The sequence below is a fragment of the Pseudoxanthomonas sp. X-1 genome, assembly GCF_020042665.1.
In the GTDB taxonomy this organism is placed as follows: domain Bacteria; phylum Pseudomonadota; class Gammaproteobacteria; order Xanthomonadales; family Xanthomonadaceae; genus Pseudoxanthomonas_A; species Pseudoxanthomonas_A spadix_A.
Genome location: NZ_CP083376.1, coordinates 3,796,059 through 3,816,410 on the forward strand (window position 1 = coordinate 3,796,059; position 20,352 = coordinate 3,816,410).

General features: G+C 63.9%; 17 protein-coding genes. 5 read left to right on the top strand and 12 right to left on the bottom strand.

The window, feature by feature from the left end:
- Window positions 1-112: 112 nt before the first annotated feature.
- Both LAJ50_RS17080 and LAJ50_RS17085 read right to left on the bottom strand, forming a co-directional pair.
- On the bottom strand, window positions 113-1,345 hold the full coding sequence (locus tag LAJ50_RS17080; RefSeq protein WP_138653376.1) for an alpha-hydroxy acid oxidase: 1,233 nt from the start codon (window positions 1,343-1,345) through the stop codon (window positions 113-115).
- A gap of 13 nt (window positions 1,346-1,358) precedes the next feature.
- The gene (locus tag LAJ50_RS17085) at window positions 1,359-3,080 is read right to left on the bottom strand and encodes a thiamine pyrophosphate-requiring protein (RefSeq protein WP_138653378.1); all 1,722 of its coding nucleotides are present in this window, start codon (window positions 3,078-3,080) and stop codon (window positions 1,359-1,361) included.
- A 596-nt stretch (window positions 3,081-3,676) separates the two neighbouring features.
- Between LAJ50_RS17085 and LAJ50_RS17090 the strand changes: the two genes are divergently transcribed.
- Entirely contained in the window at window positions 3,677-5,023 is a 1,347-nt protein-coding gene (locus LAJ50_RS17090; protein ID WP_138653380.1) for a phosphomannomutase, read from the top strand.
- Between the two features lie 67 nt (window positions 5,024-5,090).
- Here LAJ50_RS17090 and LAJ50_RS17095 read toward each other — a convergent pair whose 3' ends face one another.
- From LAJ50_RS17095 to rfbB, 5 genes are all read right to left on the bottom strand, one after another.
- A complete protein-coding gene (locus LAJ50_RS17095) occupies window positions 5,091-6,257 on the bottom strand; it encodes a nucleotide sugar dehydrogenase (protein WP_138653382.1) in 1,167 nt (388 codons plus the stop codon).
- A gap of 134 nt (window positions 6,258-6,391) precedes the next feature.
- On the bottom strand, window positions 6,392-7,285 hold the full coding sequence (rfbD, locus tag LAJ50_RS17100; RefSeq protein ID WP_138653384.1) for a dTDP-4-dehydrorhamnose reductase: 894 nt from the start codon (window positions 7,283-7,285) through the stop codon (window positions 6,392-6,394).
- Entirely contained in the window at window positions 7,282-7,839 is a 558-nt protein-coding gene (gene rfbC / locus LAJ50_RS17105; RefSeq protein ID WP_138653386.1) for a dTDP-4-dehydrorhamnose 3,5-epimerase, read from the bottom strand. Before rfbC ends, rfbD begins: the two co-directional genes overlap by 4 nt.
- The gene (rfbA, locus tag LAJ50_RS17110; RefSeq protein ID WP_138653388.1) at window positions 7,836-8,744 is read right to left on the bottom strand and encodes a glucose-1-phosphate thymidylyltransferase RfbA; all 909 of its coding nucleotides are present in this window, start codon (window positions 8,742-8,744) and stop codon (window positions 7,836-7,838) included. The genes rfbC and rfbA overlap by 4 nt, the downstream gene beginning before the upstream one ends.
- Before the next feature lie 23 nt (window positions 8,745-8,767).
- Window positions 8,768-9,826 carry a dTDP-glucose 4,6-dehydratase gene (rfbB, locus tag LAJ50_RS17115; RefSeq protein WP_224096358.1) on the bottom strand — a complete coding sequence of 353 codons (1,059 nt, stop codon included), beginning with the start codon at window positions 9,824-9,826 and terminating at the stop codon, window positions 8,768-8,770.
- 229 nt (window positions 9,827-10,055) lie between these two features.
- On the opposite strand from rfbB, the gene LAJ50_RS17120 reads away from it, so the two are divergent.
- The 4 genes from LAJ50_RS17120 to LAJ50_RS17135 all read left to right on the top strand — a co-directional run bounded on the left by LAJ50_RS17120 (window position 10,056) and on the right by LAJ50_RS17135 (window position 14,424).
- The gene (locus LAJ50_RS17120) at window positions 10,056-10,802 is read left to right on the top strand and encodes an electron transfer flavoprotein subunit beta/FixA family protein (protein WP_130530579.1); all 747 of its coding nucleotides are present in this window, start codon (window positions 10,056-10,058) and stop codon (window positions 10,800-10,802) included.
- Window positions 10,803-10,904: 102 nt separating this feature from the next.
- A complete protein-coding gene (locus LAJ50_RS17125) occupies window positions 10,905-11,843 on the top strand; it encodes an electron transfer flavoprotein subunit alpha/FixB family protein (RefSeq protein ID WP_138653392.1) in 939 nt (312 codons plus the stop codon).
- Window positions 11,844-12,361: 518 nt separating this feature from the next.
- Window positions 12,362-12,919 (top strand): hypothetical protein, encoded by a 558-nt coding sequence (locus LAJ50_RS17130; RefSeq protein ID WP_138653394.1) that lies wholly within the window; start codon window positions 12,362-12,364, stop codon window positions 12,917-12,919.
- An 80-nt stretch (window positions 12,920-12,999) separates the two neighbouring features.
- Window positions 13,000-14,424, top strand: coding sequence for a UbiA family prenyltransferase (locus LAJ50_RS17135; RefSeq protein WP_138653396.1), 1,425 nt, complete (start codon window positions 13,000-13,002; stop codon window positions 14,422-14,424).
- A gap of 154 nt (window positions 14,425-14,578) precedes the next feature.
- On the opposite strand, the gene LAJ50_RS17140 is transcribed toward LAJ50_RS17135, so the two are convergent.
- Genes LAJ50_RS17140 through gmd form a run of 5 tightly spaced genes read right to left on the bottom strand, consistent with a single transcriptional unit; the run spans window position 14,579 to window position 20,329 of the window.
- The gene (locus LAJ50_RS17140; RefSeq protein WP_138653398.1) at window positions 14,579-15,709 is read right to left on the bottom strand and encodes a glycosyltransferase family 4 protein; all 1,131 of its coding nucleotides are present in this window, start codon (window positions 15,707-15,709) and stop codon (window positions 14,579-14,581) included.
- Between the two features lie 2 nt (window positions 15,710-15,711).
- On the bottom strand, window positions 15,712-16,062 hold the full coding sequence (locus LAJ50_RS17145; RefSeq protein ID WP_138653400.1) for an EamA family transporter: 351 nt from the start codon (window positions 16,060-16,062) through the stop codon (window positions 15,712-15,714).
- 38 nt (window positions 16,063-16,100) lie between these two features.
- The gene (locus LAJ50_RS17150) at window positions 16,101-18,332 is read right to left on the bottom strand and encodes a hypothetical protein (protein WP_138653402.1); all 2,232 of its coding nucleotides are present in this window, start codon (window positions 18,330-18,332) and stop codon (window positions 16,101-16,103) included.
- 51 nt (window positions 18,333-18,383) lie between these two features.
- Complete coding sequence (locus tag LAJ50_RS17155; RefSeq protein ID WP_138653404.1) at window positions 18,384-19,292, bottom strand: GDP-mannose 4,6-dehydratase; 909 nt, start codon at window positions 19,290-19,292, stop codon at window positions 18,384-18,386.
- A complete protein-coding gene (gmd, locus tag LAJ50_RS17160; RefSeq protein WP_138653406.1) occupies window positions 19,292-20,329 on the bottom strand; it encodes a GDP-mannose 4,6-dehydratase in 1,038 nt (345 codons plus the stop codon). Before gmd ends, LAJ50_RS17155 begins: the two co-directional genes overlap by 1 nt.
- Window positions 20,330-20,352: the final 23 nt, after the last annotated feature.

The following is a 20,352-nucleotide window of genomic DNA, read 5'->3' on the forward strand; positions in this document are numbered from 1 at the left end:
GGTGGCCGGGTGCGGCGCGTGGTGTCGGTTCTGCTTGTTCATCGACCTGCCCCTCCCAGGGCGCGTGGTGACGCTGCGGATCGCGTGGATGGTGGTAAGCGAAGACATCGGATCAGGAGTTGGCCGCGCGGCCTCCTGCGCGGGCTTCTTCGGGCGTGCGCACGCCGGCCTGGGCCAGCGCGATCCTGAATTCCTCTTGGAACAGCGCGGCCACGTGCGCCGCGCCGGCCGGACCGGCGGCGCCGTGACCCCACAGGAAGGCGCGGCCGGCCAGCGCGGCGTGGGCACCGCAGCGCAGCGCGCGCAGTACGTCCACGCCATGACGCAGACCGCCGTCGACCAGGACCGTGGCGTGCTGGCCGATGCGTTCGACGATGGCCGGCAACGCCTCCAGCGCGGCCGGTGAGGCGTCGAACTGGCGGCCGCCGTGGTTGGACACCAGCACGCCGTCCATGCCGATCGACAGCGCGGTCTGGGCGTCGTCCGGATGCAGCACGCCCTTGACCACCATGGCGTGCGGCCAGGCGTCGCGGATGCGCACCAGCGCGTCCCAGGTCATCGGGCCGGCCATCTGCTGGAAGACATAGGTCGCCAGCTGCTGGACGCTTGGCGCCTGGCCCACGTAGGGCAGGAAGTTGCCGAAGCGCGGCTGGCCGTGGCGCAGCAGGTCCAGCGCCCAGCGCGGCGCGCGCAGCACGTCCAGTACGGTGCGCGGGCGCGGCTTGAACGGCACCACCAGTCCGTTGCGCACGTCACCCGAGCGCTTGGCCCGCACCGGCACGTCCAGTGTCACCACCAGCACCCTGGCGCCTGCGCGCGCCGCGCGCCGGACCAGGTCGAGCGAGACGCGGTGATCGTCCGCGGGCACGGCGTAGAGCTGGAACCAGAACACGTCCGGCGCGATCCGGCCGATGCGTTCGATGGTCGAGTTGCCCACCGAGGAATAGACGTAGGGCACCCGCGCGGCCTGCGCGGCCGCGGCCAGCGATTCGTCCGCGCCGGCGCGCAGCAGGCCGGCCAGGCCCATCGGCGCCACGCCCAGCGGCATGGCGTAGCGCTGCCCGAACAGGGTCACGCCGGGGTCGACGTTGCGCACGTCCAGGCCATAGCGCGGCACGATCTGGCAGGCGTCCAGCGCGGCGCGATTGCGACGCAGGCATACGTCGTCGCCCAGGCCGCCGGCGACGAAGTCGCGCGCGAAGCGCGGCGCGCGCCGGCCCGCGGCGCGCTCCAGGTCGTCGATGGTGGGATAGCGACGACGCAGCGCGGCGGCCGCGCCGCTCAGGCCGCCGGTGCCCCAGCCGCGCACAGGGGACGTGTCCGCTTCGCGCATCCGGGACGACATCGCGATGGCCGGCTCAGTACTCACAGATCACGTTGACCAGCGCCTGGCGCCCGCCACGGACCGCGGCCACCGCCTGCGCCAAGGCCGCCGGCAGATCGTCGGCGCGCTCCACGCGCAGGCCCAGGCCGCCGCTGGCTTCCACGGCATGCTCGAAGCGCGGCGAAGGCGAGAGCTCGGCCAGCATGCGGTGCGCGTCGCCGGCGGCATGGCCATCGCGGTACATCGCCTTGGTCGAGTTGCGCACGGCGCCGTACAGCGCATTGTTGAAGACCACCGTCAGCACCGGCAGCGCGTGCGCCTCGCCGACCCAGTGACAGGCGGTGGGATTGGCGAACATGTAGGCGCCATCGCCCAGCGTGGCCACCACCAGCCTGTCCGGCGCGGCCAGCTTGGCGCCCAGCGCCGCGCCCAGGCCCCAGCCCAGTCCGCCGGCGGGACTCAGGCCGAAGTAGGTGTTGGGCCGGGTCTGCGGGCACTGCGGCTGGCGCAGCGGATACTCGTTGACGATGATCGCGTCCTCGCCGACGGCCTCGGCGATGCAGGCGCTGATCCATTCCGGGGTGATCGCGCCCTCCGGCCTGGCCGCTGCCTGCGCCCACTGGGCGCGTAGCGCGTCGGTGCGTCGGACGCAGGCCTCGGTGCGCGCCTGCACGACCTGGGACGCGATGCCGCCGGCTTCGTCCAGCGCCTGCGTCAGGGCCTGCAGCAGCGCCGCGGTCGTGCCGGACAGCGCCAGATCGGTGCGGAAGCTGCGCATCGGATAGCGCACGTAGGCGGGATCCTCCCCCAGGTGCGCGACGCGGCAATCGGCCGGCGGCGCCTGCACCGCGGGCACCCAGGGCACATCGCAGTCCAGCGCCAGGATCAGGTCGGCCTGGGCCACCAGCGGCGCCGGGTCGTAGCCGGCGAACAGCGGATGCTCGGCCGAGATGTTCTGGAAGCGCGGGTGAAACACCGTCACCGGGATGCCGAAGCGCTCGGCGAAGGCCGACAGCGCGGCGAAGCCGGCCTCGGTGCGGCCGGCGCTGGCGGTCACGATCAGCGGACGCTGCGCCTGGCGCAGCCAGCCGGCCAGCGTGGCGATGTCATCCGGATCAGGGCGCGGGGCGGCCGGCGGCTTCAGCGGCTGCGGCGCGACCGCGTGCGCGCCGACCGCCTCGGCCAGCACATCGCGCGGCAGGGTCACGTAGGTCGGGCCGCGCGGCGAGGTCATCGCCACCTGCAGCGCGCGCTGCACGATCTCGCCAGCCTGCTCGGGCAGATGCAGTTCGTAGTCCCACTTGACCGCTTCGCGGATCATGCCGGCCTGGTCGAACATCTCCTGCGCCCAGTGGATGTAGCGCGTGCGCGTGCCGTGGCGGCCTCGTTCGGAGTACGGCGAACGCCCGGCGAACAGCAGCACCGGCGTCTGGTCGCGGCTGGCATCGAGCGCGGCGTTGATGGTGTTGGCCGTGCCGACATTGACGTGGACCATCACCGCCTGCGGCTGGCCATCGATCATGTAGCTGCCGTGCGCCATGGCGACCGCGACGTTCTCGTGCGGAATGACCATCGGCCGGGGGCTGGGCGTGCCTTCCCGCATCGCACGGGCGAAGGCCTCGGCGATCGGCGGGAAATCGGTGCCGCCATTGGCGAAGAAGTAGCGCACGCCGGCCCTGGCCAGGGCCTGGACGAACAGGTCGGCGGCACTGTCGACGCGCGACCGTGCTTCCGCCTTCGCGGTTCCGTCGGACATCACACCCTCCCGGTGTCGGCGCACGCCTGGCGCGCCTGTGGTGGTGCCTCGGCGGTCGCGAACGATCGCGGCGCCGGGCGATTGCGACCGACTCTACAAAGTGCGACTCGATCAGAACAAGTAATGATTAATTATTGAATCCATCATCATCGATGATGTCGCTGCGGGCCGCCGATGCGATTCGCGCCAGACCGCGCACAGGAAGGCCAGGATGCGCCCATGGCGATTTCTCCGCACTCGTTATTGCGGCGGCCGAGGTTCACGCGGCGCTGGCCGGTGGGCCACGAGCCGGCTGGCGCGAACACGCTGGTGCTTCCGCACCGGTCGCTGGGCTGCGTCCGCTGTGATGCATCTCTCAACCGCAGCCCTGCGCGGCCATATGGCGGCCCACGCCTGCGGCCGAGCCGGCGCCTGGCCGCCATCGCCGCGCACGCAACGAGGTCTCAGGACTCATCCGTCGTCCCGTCGGCCGCGTGCCCGCGGCCCTGCAGAACGTCCGGCCACGGACGACGCGTCGCCCTGGCTGGCACCACGCGTCCTTTCCTTTCGGCCCGTTACACTCCCCGCCCCCCAAATCTTCTCAAGGACTCCCGCCCATGGCGCTACCCGCATTCAAGGCCTACGACATCCGCGGTCGCGTGCCCGACGAGTTGGACGAGGACCTGGCCCGCCGCATCGGCGTGGCGCTGGCCGACATGCTGGACGCAGGGCCGGTGGTGCTGGGCCATGACGTGCGCCTGACCAGCGCCGGGCTGCAGGACGCGCTGTCCGCGGGCCTGCGCGCGAAGGGCCGCGAGGTGATCGACATCGGCCTGTGCGGCACCGAGGAAGTCTATTTCCAGACCGATCACCTCAAGGCCGCCGGCGGCGTGATGGTCACCGCCAGCCACAACCCGATGGACTACAACGGCATGAAGCTGGTGCGCGAGCAGGCCCGCCCGATCAGTTCGGACACCGGCCTGTTCGACATCCGCGACAAGGCCGAGGCCGACACCGCGCCGGCCACCGCGCCGACCGCCAGGGAAGAACACCGCCCGGACAAGTCGGCCTACATCCAGCACCTGCTGAGCTACATCAAGCCCGACGCGCTCAAGCCGCTCAAGGTGGTGGTGAACGCCGGCAACGGCGGCGCCGGCGCCATCGTCGACCTGCTCGCCCCGCACCTGCCGCTCGAGTTCATCCGCATCCATCACGAGCCCGACGGCCACTTCCCCAACGGCATCCCCAACCCGCTGCTGCCGGAGAACCGCGCCGCCACCGCCGATGCGGTCAAGCAGCACGGCGCCGACTTCGGCATCGCCTGGGACGGCGACTTCGACCGCTGCTTCTTCTTCGACGAGCACGGCCAGTTCATCGAGGGCTATTACCTGGTCGGCCTGCTGGCCCAGGCGATCCTGAAGAAGCAGCCCGGCGGCAAGGTCGTCCACGACCCGCGCCTGACCTGGAACACCGTCGAGATGGTCGAGGCCGCCGGCGGCGTGCCGGTGCTGTGCAAGAGCGGACACGCCTTCATCAAGGAGAAGATGCGCGCCGAGAACGCCGTGTACGGCGGCGAGATGAGCGCCCACCACTACTTCCGCGAATTCGCCTACGCCGACTCGGGCATGATCCCGTGGCTGCTGATCGCCGAGCTGGTGTCCACCTCGGGCCGCTCGCTGGGCGACTGGGTCGCCGACCGCGTCGCCAAGTTCCCGTGCAGCGGCGAGATCAACTTCAAGGTCAGCGACGCCAAGGCCGCCGTGCAGCGCGTGATGGACCACTACGCCGACCTCAAGCCGCAGCTGGACTACACCGACGGCACCAGCGCCGACTTCGGCGACTGGCGCGTCAACATCCGCAGCTCCAACACCGAGCCGCTGCTGCGCCTGAACGTGGAAACCCGCGGCGACGCCGTACTGCTGAAGCAGAAGACCGACGAGATCTCTGCGCTGCTGCAGGGGTGAAACACCGGGCGTGAGAAGTGAGCGGCATGCGCCGCTCACTTCTTACGCTGCCGCGCCGATCCTTGACCTAGTTGTCGCCGAACAGGTCGCGCGTATAGACCTTGTCGGCGACATCGTCCAGCGCAGGCGCCATGCGATTGCTGATGATCACGTCGGCCTCGCGCTTGAACGCGTCCAGATCGTTGACCACGCGCGAGCGGAAGAACTCGGCCTCGCTCAGCGTGGGCTCGTACACGATCACCTCCACACCCTTGGCCTTGAGCCGCTTCATCACGCCCTGAATGCTGGACGCGCGGAAGTTGTCCGAGCCGGCCTTCATGATCAGCCGGTAGATGCCGACCACGCGCGGCTTGCGCTTGAGCACGTCGGCGGCGATGAAGTCCTTGCGCGTGGTGTTGGAGTCGACGATGGCGCGGATCAGGTTCTGCGGCACGCTCTGGTAGTTGGCCAGCAGCTGCTTGGTGTCCTTGGGCAGGCAGTAGCCGCCATAGCCGAAGGATGGATTGTTGTAGTGCGAGCCGATGCGCGGATCCAGGCAGATGCCTTCGATGATCTGCCGGCTGTCCAGGCCATGGGTCACCGCATACGTGTCCAGCTCGTTGAAGTAGGACACGCGCATGGCCAGATAGGTATTGGCGAACAGTTTGATCGCCTCGGCCTCGGTCGGCTCGGTGAACAGCACCGGCACGTCCTGCTTGAGCGCGCCTTCCTTGAGCAGACCGGCGAACACCTCCGCGCGCGGCGAGCGCTCGCCGACGATGATCCGCGAGGGATACAGGTTGTCGTACAGCGCCTTGCCTTCGCGCAGGAACTCGGGCGAGAACAGGATGTTGTCCGTCCCGAACTGCTGGCGCACCTTCTCGGTATAGCCCACCGGCACGGTCGACTTGATCACCATGGTCGCGGCCGGGTTGATCTTGAGCACCTGGGCGATCACCGCCTCGATCGAGCGGGTGTTGAAGTAGTTGGTATCGGGGTCGTAGTCGGTCGGCGTGGCGATGATGACGAACTGCGCGTCGGTGTAGGCCTCGACCGGATCAAGGGTCGCCTTGAAGTTCAGTCCGCCCTGCGCCAGCGCGGCTTCCAGTTCGGCATCGACGATGGGCGAGCGGCCCTGATTGATCAGCTCGACCTTGGACGGCACGATGTCCAGCGCCACCACCTCATGGTGCCGCGCCAGCAACACGCCATTGGACAGGCCAACATAGCCGGTACCGGCCACCGCAATCTTCATGAATCGCAACCTCGTGGGGGATGGAAGCCCGCCTACGATACGACACGGCGCCATAACCGCCGATGGCTTGGGTCCACGAATACGGTCTGTTTTCGGAGGCCGCGGCGCAAAGCGCCGCAGCCGTCACGAAAGCCTCAGGCCAGTTCGGCGATGACCCGGTCGAGCGCGGCTTCCCACGACGGCAGGTCAATGCCGAAATCGTGGCGCAAGGTTGTCGTGTCCAGGCAGGAGTAGGCCGGGCGGCGCGCCGGGGTCGGATACGCGGAGGTCGGGATCGCCACCACCCGTGGCGCGCGCGGCAGCAGGCCGGCCGCCACGGCGCGCGCGAAGATCGCCTCGGCAAAGCCATGCCAGCTGGTCTGGCCCACCGCGGTCAGATGCCAGGTGCCCGAAGCCTTCGATTCCTGCCGCAGCACCTGCGCGGTGACATCGGCGATCAGCGCCGCCGAGGTGGGCGTGCCGATCTGGTCGGCCACCACCCGCAGCTCATCGCGCTGCGCGCCGACGCGCAGCATGGTCAGCAGGAAGTTCTTGCCATGCGAGGCGTAGACCCAGGCGGTGCGGAAGATCAGGTGCTGCCCGCCGGCGGCGCGGATCGCTTCCTCTCCCGCCAGCTTGCTGGCCCCGTACACACCCAGTGGCGCGGTCGGTGCATCGACAGCGTAAGGCACGGTGCCCTGACCATCGAACACGTAGTCGGTCGAGTAGTGCACCAGCGGCACGCCATGCGCGGCGCACCAGCGCGCCAAGGCGCCGGGCGACTCCGCATTGGCGCGAAACGCCGCATCGCGATCCTCCTCGGCCTTGTCGACGGCCGTGTACGCCGCGGCGTTGACCACGACGACCGGCGCAACGCGATCCAGCAGCGCCGGCAGGCTGCCGGGCCGATCGAAATCGGCGACTTCGCATGCCGCACCGTCTTCCAGCGTGCCGCTGCGCGTAGTGCAGACCACTTCGCCCAGCGGCGCCAGCGCACGGCGCAGCTCACGGCCGACCTGGCCGTTGGCGCCCAGCAGCAGGATCGTCACGGCGTGTAGACCGGCAGCCGCGCCTGCGGTACGTCGGCGAGCAGCGGGGCGGCTGCGTCCTTGTCGGACAGGTTCGGCGAGCCGATCGGCCAGTCGATGCCGATGGCCGGATCGTCCCAGCGCACGCCCGCGTCGGCAGCCTTGTCGTAGACGTTGGTGCACATGTAGCTGAAGAGTGCGCGTTCGGAGAGCACGGCAAAGCCGTGCGCGAAGCCCTCCGGGATCCAGAACTGGCGTTTGTTCTGCGCGCTCAGCACCACGGCGGCCCATTGGCCAAACGTGGGCGAGCCATGGCGCACATCGACGGCCACGTCGTAAACCTCGCCTTCCAGCACGCTGACCAGCTTGCCCTGCGGATTGGGCCACTGGTAGTGCAGGCCGCGCAGCACGCCCTTGGAAGAGGAGGAAACATTGCTCTGCACGAAGCGGTCGGGCAGACCGAGCTCGCCATAGCGCGCGGCGTTCCAGGTTTCCATGAAGAAGCCGCGCTCATCGCCGAACACGGCCGGCTCGATGATGGTGCAGCCCGGAAGAGACGACTCGATCAGTTTCAAACCACTTCTCCTCGGACGGCCAGCTCATGCAGATAGCGGCCGTAGTCGTTTTTCAGCAACGGCGCCGCCAGGCGTTCCAGCTGCGCGGCGTCGATCCAGCCGTTTCCGAACGCGATCTCCTCCGGGCAGCAGACCTGCAGGCCCTGCCGCTGCTGGATGGTCTCGATGAAGTTGGAAGCCTCGTGCAAGGACTTGTGCGTGCCGGTGTCCAGCCAGGCGTAGCCGCGGCCCAGCGCTTCCAGGTGCAGCTGCCCGGCCTCCAGATAGCGGCGATTGAGGTCGGTGATCTCAAGCTCGCCACGCGGCGAGGGCTTCAGCGACGCCGCATGTTCGGGCGCGTGGCCGTCGTAGAAGTACAGCCCCGTCACCGCGTAGTGGGAGCGCGGCTTGGTCGGCTTCTCCTCGATGTCGATCACCTTGCCGCTGGCATCGAATTCGGCCACGCCGTAGCGCTCCGGGTCGTTGACCCAATAGCCGAACACCGTTGCGCCTTCACGGCGCGCGTCCGCGCGCCTGAGTGTCTCGGTCAGGCCATGGCCGTGGAAGATGTTGTCGCCCAGTACCAGGCAGCTCGGCTTGCCGCCCACGAAGTCGCGGCCGATCGTATAGGCCTGGGCCAGGCCATCGGGACTGGGCTGGACGGCGTACTGGATCTCCATGCCCCACTGCGCCCCATCACCCAGCAGCTGCTGGAACAGCGCCTGCTCGTGCGGGGTGTTGATGACCAGCACTTCCCGGATGCCCGCCAGCATCAGCACGCTCAGCGGGTAGTAGATCATCGGCTTGTCGTACACCGGCAGCAGCTGCTTGCTGACGCCCTTAGTGATCGGATACAGCCGCGTGCCCGAGCCGCCGGCGAGGATGATGCCGCGACGCGCATCCTTCGCGACGGACCTCGCATCCATGCGCGGACTCCTCAGCGAAGTGGTCATTGCACACCTCCGATGCGCTCGAGCCGGTAGCTGCCGTCGAGCACGCCGTTGACCCAGTCCTGATTGGCCAGGTACCAGTCCACCGTCTGCGCAATGCCTTGCTCGAAGGTGTGGCGCGGTTCCCAGCCCAGCTCGTTCTTCAGCTTCGAAGCGTCGATCGCGTAGCGGCGATCATGGCCCGGTCGATCCGTGACATGGGTGATCTGACTGCTGCGCGGCTGGCCGTCCTCGCGCGGTCGGCGCTGATCCAGCAGCGCGCAGATGGCCTTGACGACCTCGATGTTCTGCTTTTCCGAGTTGCCGCCGACGTTATAGGTCTCGCCCACGCGTCCCTTGGCCAGGACCGTCCGGATCGCCTCGCAGTGATCGGACACGAACAGCCAGTCGCGCACCTGCTTGCCATCGCCGTACACCGGCAGCGGCTCGCCGGCCAGCGCCTTGGCGATCACCAGGGGGATGAGCTTCTCGGGGAAGTGATACGGGCCGTAGTTGTTGGAGCAGTTGGTGGTCAGCACCGGCAGCCCATAGGTATGGTGAAACGCACGCACCAGGTGGTCGGAGGCCGCCTTGGACGCCGAATAGGGCGAGTTGGGCGCATACGGCGTTTCTTCCGTGAACTTGCCGGTCTCGCCCAGCGTGCCGTAGACCTCGTCGGTGGACACATGCAGGAAGCGGAACGCCTCAGCGCGCGTGGCCGGCAGGCCCTTCCAGTAGTCGCGCACGGCTTCCAGCAGACCGAGCGTGCCCACCACATTGGTCTGGATGAACGCACCGGGCCCGTCGATGGAGCGGTCGACATGGCTCTCGGCCGCGAAGTTCAGTACCGCATCGGGCTGATGCTCCGCCAGCAGCGCAGACACCAGCGCGCCATCGCCGATATCGCCGCGGACGAACACGTGGCCCGGGTTGCCCTCCAGCGAGGCCAGGGTCCGGAGATTGCCGGCATAGGTCAGCGCGTCGAGGTTGACGACCTTGCCCCCCCTGGCAACCGCCTCGAGGACGAAGTTCCCGCCGATGAAACCCGCTCCTCCGGTGACCAACCACGTCTGTCCCACTGATGTCTCCTGATCATGCATGAGGGCCACCTTTGGCGGCAGCGCGAAAGGATAGAGCGTGTCGGGCATGCTCCGTGAACAGGACGGTCATCGAGACCGGACTTCGGCGCCTGCGAACCATACGCTGTCGCACGGTCACGCTCGCCCGGCTAGAATCGCAAATCAAGCCCCGCGCCAGCCGACGCGGCCGGGCCATCCGCATCCCGTGTCAGAAGGACTCGCTTTCACGATGAAGATTCTCGTCGCCTACAAGCGCGTGGTGGACTACAACGTGCGCATCCAGGTCAAGCCGGACAACTCCGGCGTGGTGACCGAGGGCGTCAAGCTCTCCCCCAACCCCTTCGATGAGATCGCCCTGGAGGAGGCCTTGCGCCTGCGCGACAAGGGCGTGGCCACCGAAGTGGTCGTGGCGACCATCGCCCCGGCCGACGCGGCCGCGCACCTGCGCAACGGCCTGGCCATGGGCGCCAACCGCGCCGTGCACGTGGTCGCCGACGGCCCGGTCTCGCCGCTGACCGCGGCGCGCACCCTGCTCAAGCTGATCGAGAAGGAGCAGCCGGACGTGGTGATCCTGGGCAAGCAGGCCATCGATGACGACGCCAGCCAGACCGGCCAGATGCTGGCCACGCTGTGGGGCCGCCCGCAGGCCACCTTCGCCTCCAAGGTCGAGATCGCCGACGGCAAGGCCACGGTGACCCGCGAGGTCGATGCCGGCCTGGAAACGCTGGAAGTCGACCTGCCGGCCGTGATCACCACCGACCTGCGCCTCAACGAGCCGCGCTTCATCAAGCTGCCGGACATCATGAAGGCCAAGTCCAAGCCGTTGGAGACCCTCCCTTTCGCCGACCTCGGCGTGGAAGCGGGCGCGGAGCTGAAGGTGACCCACTACGCCGCCCCGCCCAAGCGCAGCCGTGGCGTGATGGTCAAGGATGCCGCCGAACTGGTCGCCGCACTGAAGCAGAAGGGCCTGCTCTAAGGCTGTCTGTCGTTTCCGCGAACGCGGGAACACAGAGCCTTTCGCCGCCCATCCCCCCATGGATTCCCGCCGCGGCGGGAATGACGAAACAGGAATCCGCACATGTCCAAAGTCCTCGTCATCGCCGAACACCTGGACGGCGTGCTCAACGCCTCCACCGCCAAGACCGTCAGTGCCGCCGCCGCGCTCAAGCCCGAGGCGCTCGACGTGGCCGTGCTAGCCGCCGATCCGACCGCCGTCGCCGAGGCCGCGGCCAGGATCGCCGGCGTCACCAAGGTGCTGACCGTCGCCAATCCGGCCAACGAACACGCCATCGGCCAGGTGCTCGCGCCGCAGATCGCCGCGCTCGCCGCCGGCTATACCCATGTGTTCGGCCCCTCGACCACCTTCGGCAAGGATCTGATGCCGTGCGTGGCCGCGTTGCTGGGCGTGGCCCAGGTCTCGGACCTGATCACCGTCGAAGGCGAGCACACCTTCACCCGCCCGATCTACGCCGGCAACGCCATCATCACCGTCGAGGCCGATCCCGGGCAGACCGTCGTGGCGACCGTGCGCACCGCCTCCTGGCCGGAAGCCGCGCAGGGCGGCAGCGCCCCCGTCGAAGCCGCCAGCGTCGAGGCGAGCCTGCCGACCCACACCCGCTTCGTCGGCCTGGCGGCCGGCAAGTCCGACCGTCCCGACCTGCAGTCGGCCCGGCGCGTGGTCTCCGGCGGCCGCGGCGTGGGATCGAAGGAGAACTTCGAGATCATCTACAAGCTGGCCGACAAGCTCGGTGCCGCCGTGGGCGCCTCGCGCGCCGCGGTCGACGCCGGCTACGTCCCCAACGAACTCCAGGTCGGCCAGACCGGCAAGATCATCGCCCCGGAGCTGTACGTGGCCATCGGCATCTCCGGCGCCATCCAGCATCTGACCGGCATCAAGGACGCCGGCACCATCGTGGCGATCAACAAGGACGCCGACGCCCCGATCTTCGAGATCGCGGATATCGGGCTGGTGGGGGATCTGTTTGCGCTGCTGCCGGAGCTTGAAAACAGCTTGTAGCGTTGTGATCAGCGGGCCGCCCCAGTTGCACCCCCGACCCCAGCTTGCCAACTTCTCGGTCAGAGCGCGAGGCGATAACGCATGCCTGATCGGGGAAAAGGCTGCCGATGAGGCGCGACGCCTACGCCGCGATGCAAGTCGGGGGAGCAGCGGCAACTCCAACTCGAGTTGATGCAGCACTTGCGCATGGATGACCAATCGATTGCATGCATGACACACGGCATCGAACCCGGCGACGCCCTGCGGGCGTCTCCCGACTAGGTACGTGGTCCGTGATGCGACCGGCAAGCTGAGAGCCCCTGATCAACCCAGAGCCCCTTATCATGTGGCGAGGACAGGGTTCGCGGTCAATGCCGTAATCCTGGCCGGGCCATCGTCTCCACAGGAGAAACGACAGCCGGGAATTAAAACCGCATGCTGCATTCGATTCTCAAGCCCTCCATGTCCTCGCGCGAGCCGCTCAACCCACCACATTGCGTGAGCCACCGCACAACACTCTCTCAGGAATAGTTAGACTCATGAACACAATCAAGAATGCCGTTGCGCTGCTGGCGCTGGGCGGACTGCTCGCTGGTTGCCTTGACAAGACCGGAACTGGCTCTGAAACGGCCACCGCGACGTCGCAGCCCGCACAAACCGATCCAAGTGCCATCAATGCTCCGATTCCGGCGGAAGCCTATGGAGTAAAGCTGTCGGTAACCGACGCACCCAGCGTGGCCGCCGATGGCAAGAGCGCCACCTATCAAGTGCGGATAGAGAATGACGGGACCGCCCCCGTCTATGGCGCGGGTACGAATCCAGTCAATCTCGGCATCATCATCCTTGGTTCCGACAACACGATTGATGGACCAGGCGGCACCCGCGAGTTCATCCGCGTGCCGTTGCCATTGCTGCCGCCCGGCCAAGCTGCCACCGTTGTTGCGACCATTCCCGTGGATGCGAGGATCGATGGCAAAACCTTGCGTTTCGCGACCGTGCAGGAAGGGGTTGCCTGGCACGATTCGAGCAATACCGTGGACGCGGGTCCGTTCCATATTGCCGATGGCAAGTTCGCCGACGCTCCCGCAGCGAAGTAGTCTAACTGACTTGACCCGCAGAAGCGCCGGACCCGCAGCGGGCGGGCTCTGGTGCTTCTGCGTTTCGGAATATATGCCTGATGGAAACAACGCCCCCCTCTCTCTGTATTGACCTCGACGGGACGCTGCTTCACACGGATCTCCTACACGAATCCATTCTCGCCCTACTTTCGCGCAATCCGCTCTACCTGTTCCTGCTGCCATGGTGGTTGCTGAAGGGAAAGGCCAGATTCAAGCGGGAGATCGCCAGTAGGGTCGTGATTGCACCTGAAACGCTGCCCTATGACAGCCGCGTGCTCGAACTGCTGCAGACCACATCGCAGCGACCACGCGTCCTGTGTACAGCGTCCGACCAGCTTCTTGCTGGCCCGATCGCCCAGTACTTGGGCCTGTTCGAGGAAGTGCTGGCCAGCGACGGGAAAACCAATCTTGGTGGCGGCGCAAAGGCTGCCGCACTGGTTCGACTCTATGGCGAACGCGGGTTCGATTACGCCGGGAACGCGCCCGTGGACGTGAAGGTATGGATGCATGCACGCGGCGCGCTAGTGGTCAACGCATCGAACGGCGTCGCGCGATCCGCCTCTGCGGCTACTGCCGAGAACGTGATCGCGCATTTTCCAACAGCCAAGCGCGGCGCTCGCGTTTGGGCTAAGGCAATGCGCCTCCATCAATGGCTCAAGAATCTTCTGGTCCTCGTTCCGCTGCTGGCGTCACACCTGTTCCTCAACGTGGAAGCGGTAGCCCGAAGCTTTGGCGCTTTTGTTGCCTTTGGCCTTTGCGCCTCCGGCACCTACCTGCTCAATGACCTGCTCGACCTGACACCCGATCGCCTGCACCCGCGCAAACGCACACGGCCTTTCGCCGCGGGCACGCTGCCGGTCAAGTACGGACTGCTCGCAATGCCCACCTTGGTGCTGGCCAGCTTTGTGCTCGCGCTCGCCATCAACCCTGCATTCGCGCTGGCCCTGCTGGCTTACTGCGCGATGACCTTGGCCTATTCGTTCAAGCTCAAGCGCATCGTCATGATCGACGTCGTGCTACTGGCTGCCCTCTACACAATTCGCATCATCGCAGGCACGTTCGCAATAGGCCAGGAACTAACATTTTGGTTGCTGGCCTTCTCAATGTTCATTTTTCTCAGCCTGGCCCTACTCAAGCGCTACACCGAACTCGACGTGGTGCGCGTCGGCGGCAAGCAGAAGGCGGCTGGACGCGGCTATGGCACCGCCGATCTGCCATTGTTGCAATCGCTAGGCGCATCCGCGGGCTATACTTCGGTGATGGTGCTGGCGTTGTACATAAACAGTCCCGCAAGTCTGAAGCTTTACACGCGGCCGCAGGTATTGTGGCTGTTGTGCCCGCTGTTGCTCTACTGGATCAGCCGTGCCTGGATTGTGGCCCATCGCGGGCGCATGCATGACGATCCCGTCGTGTTCGCCGCCACCGATCGCGGCAGCCAAATCATCGGCTTGGTATGCATGAGCGTTGCACTCGCCGCACTTTAGTGTCCACATCAGGGGGCGATACTACGCATCGACTTGGAAGCAATCAAGATAGATCGATTGAACCAATCAATCAGAAGGATGCCCCACTCCGATTGCTGATTGCCCAAAATTACCGCAGGCCAAACCTTCTTGAAGCACTGGCCAGATCGAAGATCTATCCATTGGCACGAGCATTATCCAACATCATCGCCTCTTGAAGTTCATAGAACTTCCGCACTGGGTATATATCCAGAGTCCGCGCGCGGATATTTTCACGACTAAAGCCACTCCCACTTAACACCATCCGCTCCATCGCCCGGGCCAATTCAACCGAATCTCCAACCGGAACGACCTCGCCATTGCCAGTATTCTCGACGATGGTACGCACCCCGGGCAAATCAGAAGCGATCACTCTCGCACCACTTTGCATCGCCTCAAGCTGAACCATCCCGAAGGCCTCGTAGCGATTGACACTTGGCAGAACAAGGACATCGATCTTTGAATAAAAGAGCTGGAGCTCATGTTCGCTTACGCGCCCGAGCACCTCCACCGCCGGGCCCAGCGCATCGATGGCGCCATGGATCTTATCCATGACCCCACCGCCGGCAACGTTGTGAGTATCGCCCACCAAAATGAGGCGGACACGACTTCCATGCTTGGCGTAGAGGCCCGCGAAAGCTTCCAGCAGAATAGGAAGTCCTTTTTCTTCAACAAAGCGGCCAACGAACCCAAAGCAGAATACGCCGTCCGCAGGCTCGTGCCGTTCGTGCCACGGCATCTCCTTCATCGGAGCCAGTACTTCATGCTGCTTTCCACGCGTCGCCGAGAGCCATGCGGAAGACATGGCATAGTCATGTGTAAGCACCCCCACATCGCGAGCGCGCTGTGTAGCAAGCCAACTTGATAACCGCGTAACATTAACTGCAAATAGATCGACAAGACCTCCGACCACCGCCATATCACATTGATAGTTCACCACCAACTTGCGCCTCGGAACCATAAGTGACAGCAGGCCAGACTCAAGCATCGGAGTATGAAGGTTAACCACATCATGCTTACGCGCGAGGTGATTGAACAGTGCCACGAATCTCCAACTCAACACTCCCTTGTGTAAGCGAGCGAAAACAGGAGCGCGGATCACGCGCACGCCGTTGATTTGTTCTTTATCCGGCAGAGACTCATCATGTTGGGTAGTCAATACTGTCACCTGATGCCGCCCAGCCAGATCCTCGGCGAGCATTCTGGCAAACTCGGTCACACCGCTCATGTACGGCGTGTAATAGCTGAGGACAATGAGAATCTTCATGCTCAGCTGGCACTCACCAGAATTACGCCAAGTACGATAAGACCGATGCCGATCATGCGCAGCTGGCTGATGTGCTCCCCCAAGAACAGCACGGCAAGTACCGGCGTCACAACATAGGTCAAGGCAATCATCGGCTGCAATTTGGTCAACGGCATAAATTTCAGCAGCACTACCCACGAAACAAGGGGAATGATCTGCATGACCATCCCCAACAAGAGCGCAGGATTGGTCAAGATGGTCTTTAGTGCCACCGCCAGCCCTTCCGAATAAATCACCCGCCCTGCGCCGGCCTTCAGTAGCACGGTGCCGCAAGCGCCAAGTAGCACCAGCGCAAAAACCAGTAATGTCTGCATTCTCTAGAATTCTCGGCTTTCAACGAAACGTGAAACTTCTACTTGACGCACGTTGTTCTTACACGAGCAACCTTGGCGAAAAGTTTGCGATCGTCGGAAGATAATCCAGCTTCTTTGGGCGAGATGGGGTTCCAGCCGGCTTGAATCACAGTTCGCGACCAGCCAGCCGGAATCGCAAATTCCAGTTGCCCGTCCTTGGCGGGCATGCTCTCCCGCTTGCCCTCCTGAGTGATCGTGATCTGCGCATCGTGTGGCGGCATGAAATAGCTTACGTCGAGTGTTACTTTTGCTGGGCACTCATCGCGAGCCACGCTCTCAATCTCGAATTGCTGATGCGTCCAGCAGTGGGCCAATTCGCAATCATACCATCCATTGCCTGCCACCGATGCGCCGGGAGCTCGCAAAAGGTCAACCAGATCGTACTCCTTGAAGCTGCTTACCGAAGAATCTGGATACAAGAAGGGTGAACTCGCCCCGAGTTCGGACTTCAATCTTAGCAGCCAGCGGGGATAACCAGAAGAAGCGAAGCTATCCGAGACGATATTCCGCAGATAGCCACCACGCAGCAGATTATCCCGTAGATCCGGCATTGCGATGAGAGCGCCTCTCATGCGAATCAGAAAACCGGCGTAATGGTCCTTTTGAAACCTCTCGACTGATATCGCACCCGAATCGTCGATAAGAACAGTATCGCGCTGACCGATCGACGCTACGCCATCCTCGAAGTCGCGGCTAAGCCCGTGCAACCCGATATTATCGCGGAGAAGATGGTAACTGCGCGCAGCAAACGCGGCCGCACAAAAGAGCAACAGAGCAAGCACCAGAAGCCCGATGCAAAATCGCACAACGGCAGACGCACTGCCCCCCCTGTAGCCCCGATATGTACAGAGCACAGCCGTCCACAGTGCCAGCATGTATGCACATGGGCCCACCATTTGGATTATCTTATGCTCACCGTACGCATAATGACGAAGCTCGATATAAGCGACCAGTGCGAGGATCAGAAGCGAAAGCGAAATCACATAGAATCTCGCACGAGGAACCAAGGCGCTTGCACCTACTACCGCTATCGAGCAAAAGAGTCCGACAGCAAGCTGACTCTGCGTTACCGCCGGATCGGCACCTAACAACACCCCTGCGAAGGGAGCTGCGACCCAGGCCCATGGTGCCGTATTCAAGTACCAGCCGGCCCATTGCCCCCCTTGGGCCAAGGCGCTAATTGCCTTGAACGAGCCATACAACTCGAACAGCACCACGTTCAAGCCCGCAGAAATGACGATTATAGATACCGCCCCACCTATAAATATGTGGCGAAAATTCCTCGCTCTGAACGCGTCAGCAGCAACGCCAATAGCGGTAATGCAGCAAGCTGGAGCAAGAGCCTCACCATAAACGTGGCCTACAATGGAAGATGCGATGCCCAGCAGGACTGCCCGCTTGACCGGAGTCAGGAGCGGAGAAACTGCAAGTCCGAGCACGCAGGACAGCGCAAGTCCACCGAGCGCAGTTCCCAGATTGGCATTGGAGACCGCACCCCAGACGCCAGGTGAGAAAAGGACCAGATTCGCAGCGATAGCCGCACCGATGAGCATGAGCAGCTGACGCACACTCGAAACCGCGGAGCCCGCGCACCAAGTCCACATCGCGGCCATCGGAAGCAGAACTCCGAGGGAAATGAGGATGTAAACATCATTCGCCGCTCCCAATTTGGAACGGCCAGCCGCGACTGCAAGCAGCGCGTAGCTCCCATTTCGATAGCCTATGCAATCGTTTCCTATATAAACAGCACCTTGCAGGCAATTGCCAAGCTTCCACACATCTTGCACTTCGGGCGAACCGACTCGCAACGGGTGATTCCAGGACCAGAGCGCCCCTTCGTAATAGTAAATGGAATCGTGATTGGCAGCCTCCAATAGCCACCACGCGCTTGCGCCGAATATTCTGGCTATGATTAATCCAGAAAGAACGACTGCGAGAATCGCAATCAGGCCAGGAACGGCAACGCGACGCGGGGAAGCCCGAAGCCAGATCAAGCGGCCGGCACCAAATATGCCAGCCACCATGAGAATTTCATGGACATGCCTTGCGGAAGTCCAGAGGCTGGCATTGAGCAGCAATAGAAATACAGCCAAGATTGCGGCCGCGCCGTTCGACGCGAGGTGAGGATGCACCTTATCCCCGTCCGCAAGCAAGAGCCTTCTTGGCAGAAATAGACTTGCGGTTGAAAGGAGCAAGAATGCAGCTGTAGCCGCACCGATAATTGCAGCCATAGGTGATCCCAAGAGCCCGTAAGTAAATATCAAACCAGTCTGTCGAGAGTTCTACCCTTGCCCGCAGAGCATCCAGCGCAAAGTTTCGTCCAGATCTACCTCCCCCAACCTTTCGAACAACCTCTCAAGGCGTGACGGATTCCCCTTGAGCTCTCTTACTTCGCCAGTTCTCACGAAAGCGGGGTTGACCTTCAGCTCGATGCGATGGCCGGTAATTTCTTCGCATAAAGCCACGACTTCGCGCAACGAGTACTGTTTCCCTGTGCAGACGTTGTAGGTGTTCCCAATCGCAGCGGGTGTCTCGATCAGGCGTCGGTAGATCTGCGCCACCATGCGCACGTCATTGAACTCCCGCCAGACGTCAAGATTGCCCAGTTCGATCACATCATCTCTGCGCTTGAAGTGATCAACGATCTTGGGAATGAGGAAGTTTCCAGCCTGGCCCACACCCGTGTAGTTGAAGGGCCGCGCAACCACCAATGGCAGCCGGTCCTTCCACAGGCTGGCCATATACTCCATCGCCAGCTTGCTGACCGCGTAGTCATTGGCCGGCTCCGCCCGGGTATCTTCGTCCAGCATTCCACTAGCGGCATTGCCATACACGTTTGCGCTGCTGGCCAGCAGCACGCATTGCGGCACATTTCCCGATGCCGCTATGGCACTTAGCAAGTTGCGAGTGCCGATCAGGTTGACCTTGTAGAAATCATCGACATTGCCATGTGCAACGAAGGCCAGCGCCGCCAGATGCACGACCGCATCGGGCCGTATCAGTGCCAGCACGTCATTGAGACCCGCCGCATCCAGCAGATCCACCTGATGGTAGTTCTTCGAGGGCTCCTCAGCCGAATGGCTGCCAATGCCGACCACGCGCCAGCCGTGGGCCTGCAACTCGCTCCGGACGTAGCGGCCGGTAAAGCCCGCCACGCCCGTCACAAGCGCGACTTTTCCGGGAGCGCCCATCAGAATGAGGCGCCGATCTCGTTACGGTCCAGGTCCGCCTGAACCATCATGGCGCACAGGTCTTCCAGGGAAGTCTTGGGCTCCCAACCAAGCTGCTGCTTCGCCTTGGCCGGATCACCGATCAGCAGATCAACCTCGGCGGGACGATAGAACTTCGGGTTGATCCGCAGTACGGTCTTGCCGGAATCCGTGTCGACGGCAGTCTCGCCCTCATCCTTGCCCTGGAACTCGACATTGATGCCGGCGTTCCTGAAGGCCAACTCAACAAAGTAGCGGATCGGCACCGTGCGGTTGGTGCCAAGCACGTACGTATCCGGCATGTCGACCTGCAACATGCGCCACATGCCTTCCACATATTCCTTGGCAAAACCCCAATCGCGCTTGGCGTCCAGATTACCCAGCTCGAGGACATCGAGCTTGCCCAGTTTGATCTTCGCGACCGCGTCGCTGATCTTGCGAGTCACGAACTCGCGCCCACGCAGTGGCGATTCATGATTGAACAGGATACCGCTGCAGCCGAAGATGTCGTAGCTCTCGCGGTAGTTGACCGTCATCCAGTGCGCGTACAGCTTGGCTACGCCGTATGGACTGCGCGGATAGAAAGGCGTGCTTTCGACCTGCGGGATGGCCTGCACCTTCCCGAACATTTCCGAAGTCGAAGCCTGGTAAAAGCGGATCTTCGGGTTGACGATGCGAATAGCCTCGAGCAGGTACAGCGGCCCGATGCCGGTGATCTGCGCGGTGGTGTGCGGCTGGTCGAAAGACACACCGACAAAGCTCTGCGCGGCCAGGTTGTAAACCTCGGTGGCACCCGTGCTTTCCAGGAGCCGGATACTTGAACCCAAGTCGGTCAGGTCATACTCGACCAGGTGGAGCGACGGGTGGTTCTCGATGCCCAGCTCCTGGATACGCCAAAAGTTGACCGAACTGGTGCGGCGATAGGTGCCATAGACGACATAGTCCTTTTCCAGCAGCAGCTGCGCCAGATAGGCGCCGTCCTGGCCGGAAATTCCCGTGATGATTGCGATCTTGCTCATTGCTTCTCCATAGATTTTTTCTG

Coding starts and splice junctions, on each gene's coding strand:
- LAJ50_RS17150 (WP_138653402.1), bottom strand. CDS start 18,332: ATGGCTGCAATTATCGGTGCGGCTACAGCTGCATTCTTGCTCCTTTCA.
- LAJ50_RS17135 (WP_138653396.1), top strand. CDS start 13,000: ATGGAAACAACGCCCCCCTCTCTCTGTATTGACCTCGACGGGACGCTG.
- LAJ50_RS17080 (WP_138653376.1), bottom strand. CDS start 1,345: ATGTCGTCCCGGATGCGCGAAGCGGACACGTCCCCTGTGCGCGGCTGG.
- LAJ50_RS17120 (WP_130530579.1), top strand. CDS start 10,056: ATGAAGATTCTCGTCGCCTACAAGCGCGTGGTGGACTACAACGTGCGC.
- LAJ50_RS17145 (WP_138653400.1), bottom strand. CDS start 16,062: ATGCAGACATTACTGGTTTTTGCGCTGGTGCTACTTGGCGCTTGCGGC.
- LAJ50_RS17130 (WP_138653394.1), top strand. CDS start 12,362: ATGAACACAATCAAGAATGCCGTTGCGCTGCTGGCGCTGGGCGGACTG.
- LAJ50_RS17085 (WP_138653378.1), bottom strand. CDS start 3,080: ATGTCCGACGGAACCGCGAAGGCGGAAGCACGGTCGCGCGTCGACAGT.
- rfbA (WP_138653388.1), bottom strand. CDS start 8,744: ATGGATGCGAGGTCCGTCGCGAAGGATGCGCGTCGCGGCATCATCCTC.
- gmd (WP_138653406.1), bottom strand. CDS start 20,329: ATGAGCAAGATCGCAATCATCACGGGAATTTCCGGCCAGGACGGCGCC.
- LAJ50_RS17090 (WP_138653380.1), top strand. CDS start 3,677: ATGGCGCTACCCGCATTCAAGGCCTACGACATCCGCGGTCGCGTGCCC.
- LAJ50_RS17095 (WP_138653382.1), bottom strand. CDS start 6,257: ATGAAGATTGCGGTGGCCGGTACCGGCTATGTTGGCCTGTCCAATGGC.
- LAJ50_RS17140 (WP_138653398.1), bottom strand. CDS start 15,709: ATGAAGATTCTCATTGTCCTCAGCTATTACACGCCGTACATGAGCGGT.
- LAJ50_RS17125 (WP_138653392.1), top strand. CDS start 10,905: ATGTCCAAAGTCCTCGTCATCGCCGAACACCTGGACGGCGTGCTCAAC.
- LAJ50_RS17155 (WP_138653404.1), bottom strand. CDS start 19,292: ATGGGCGCTCCCGGAAAAGTCGCGCTTGTGACGGGCGTGGCGGGCTTT.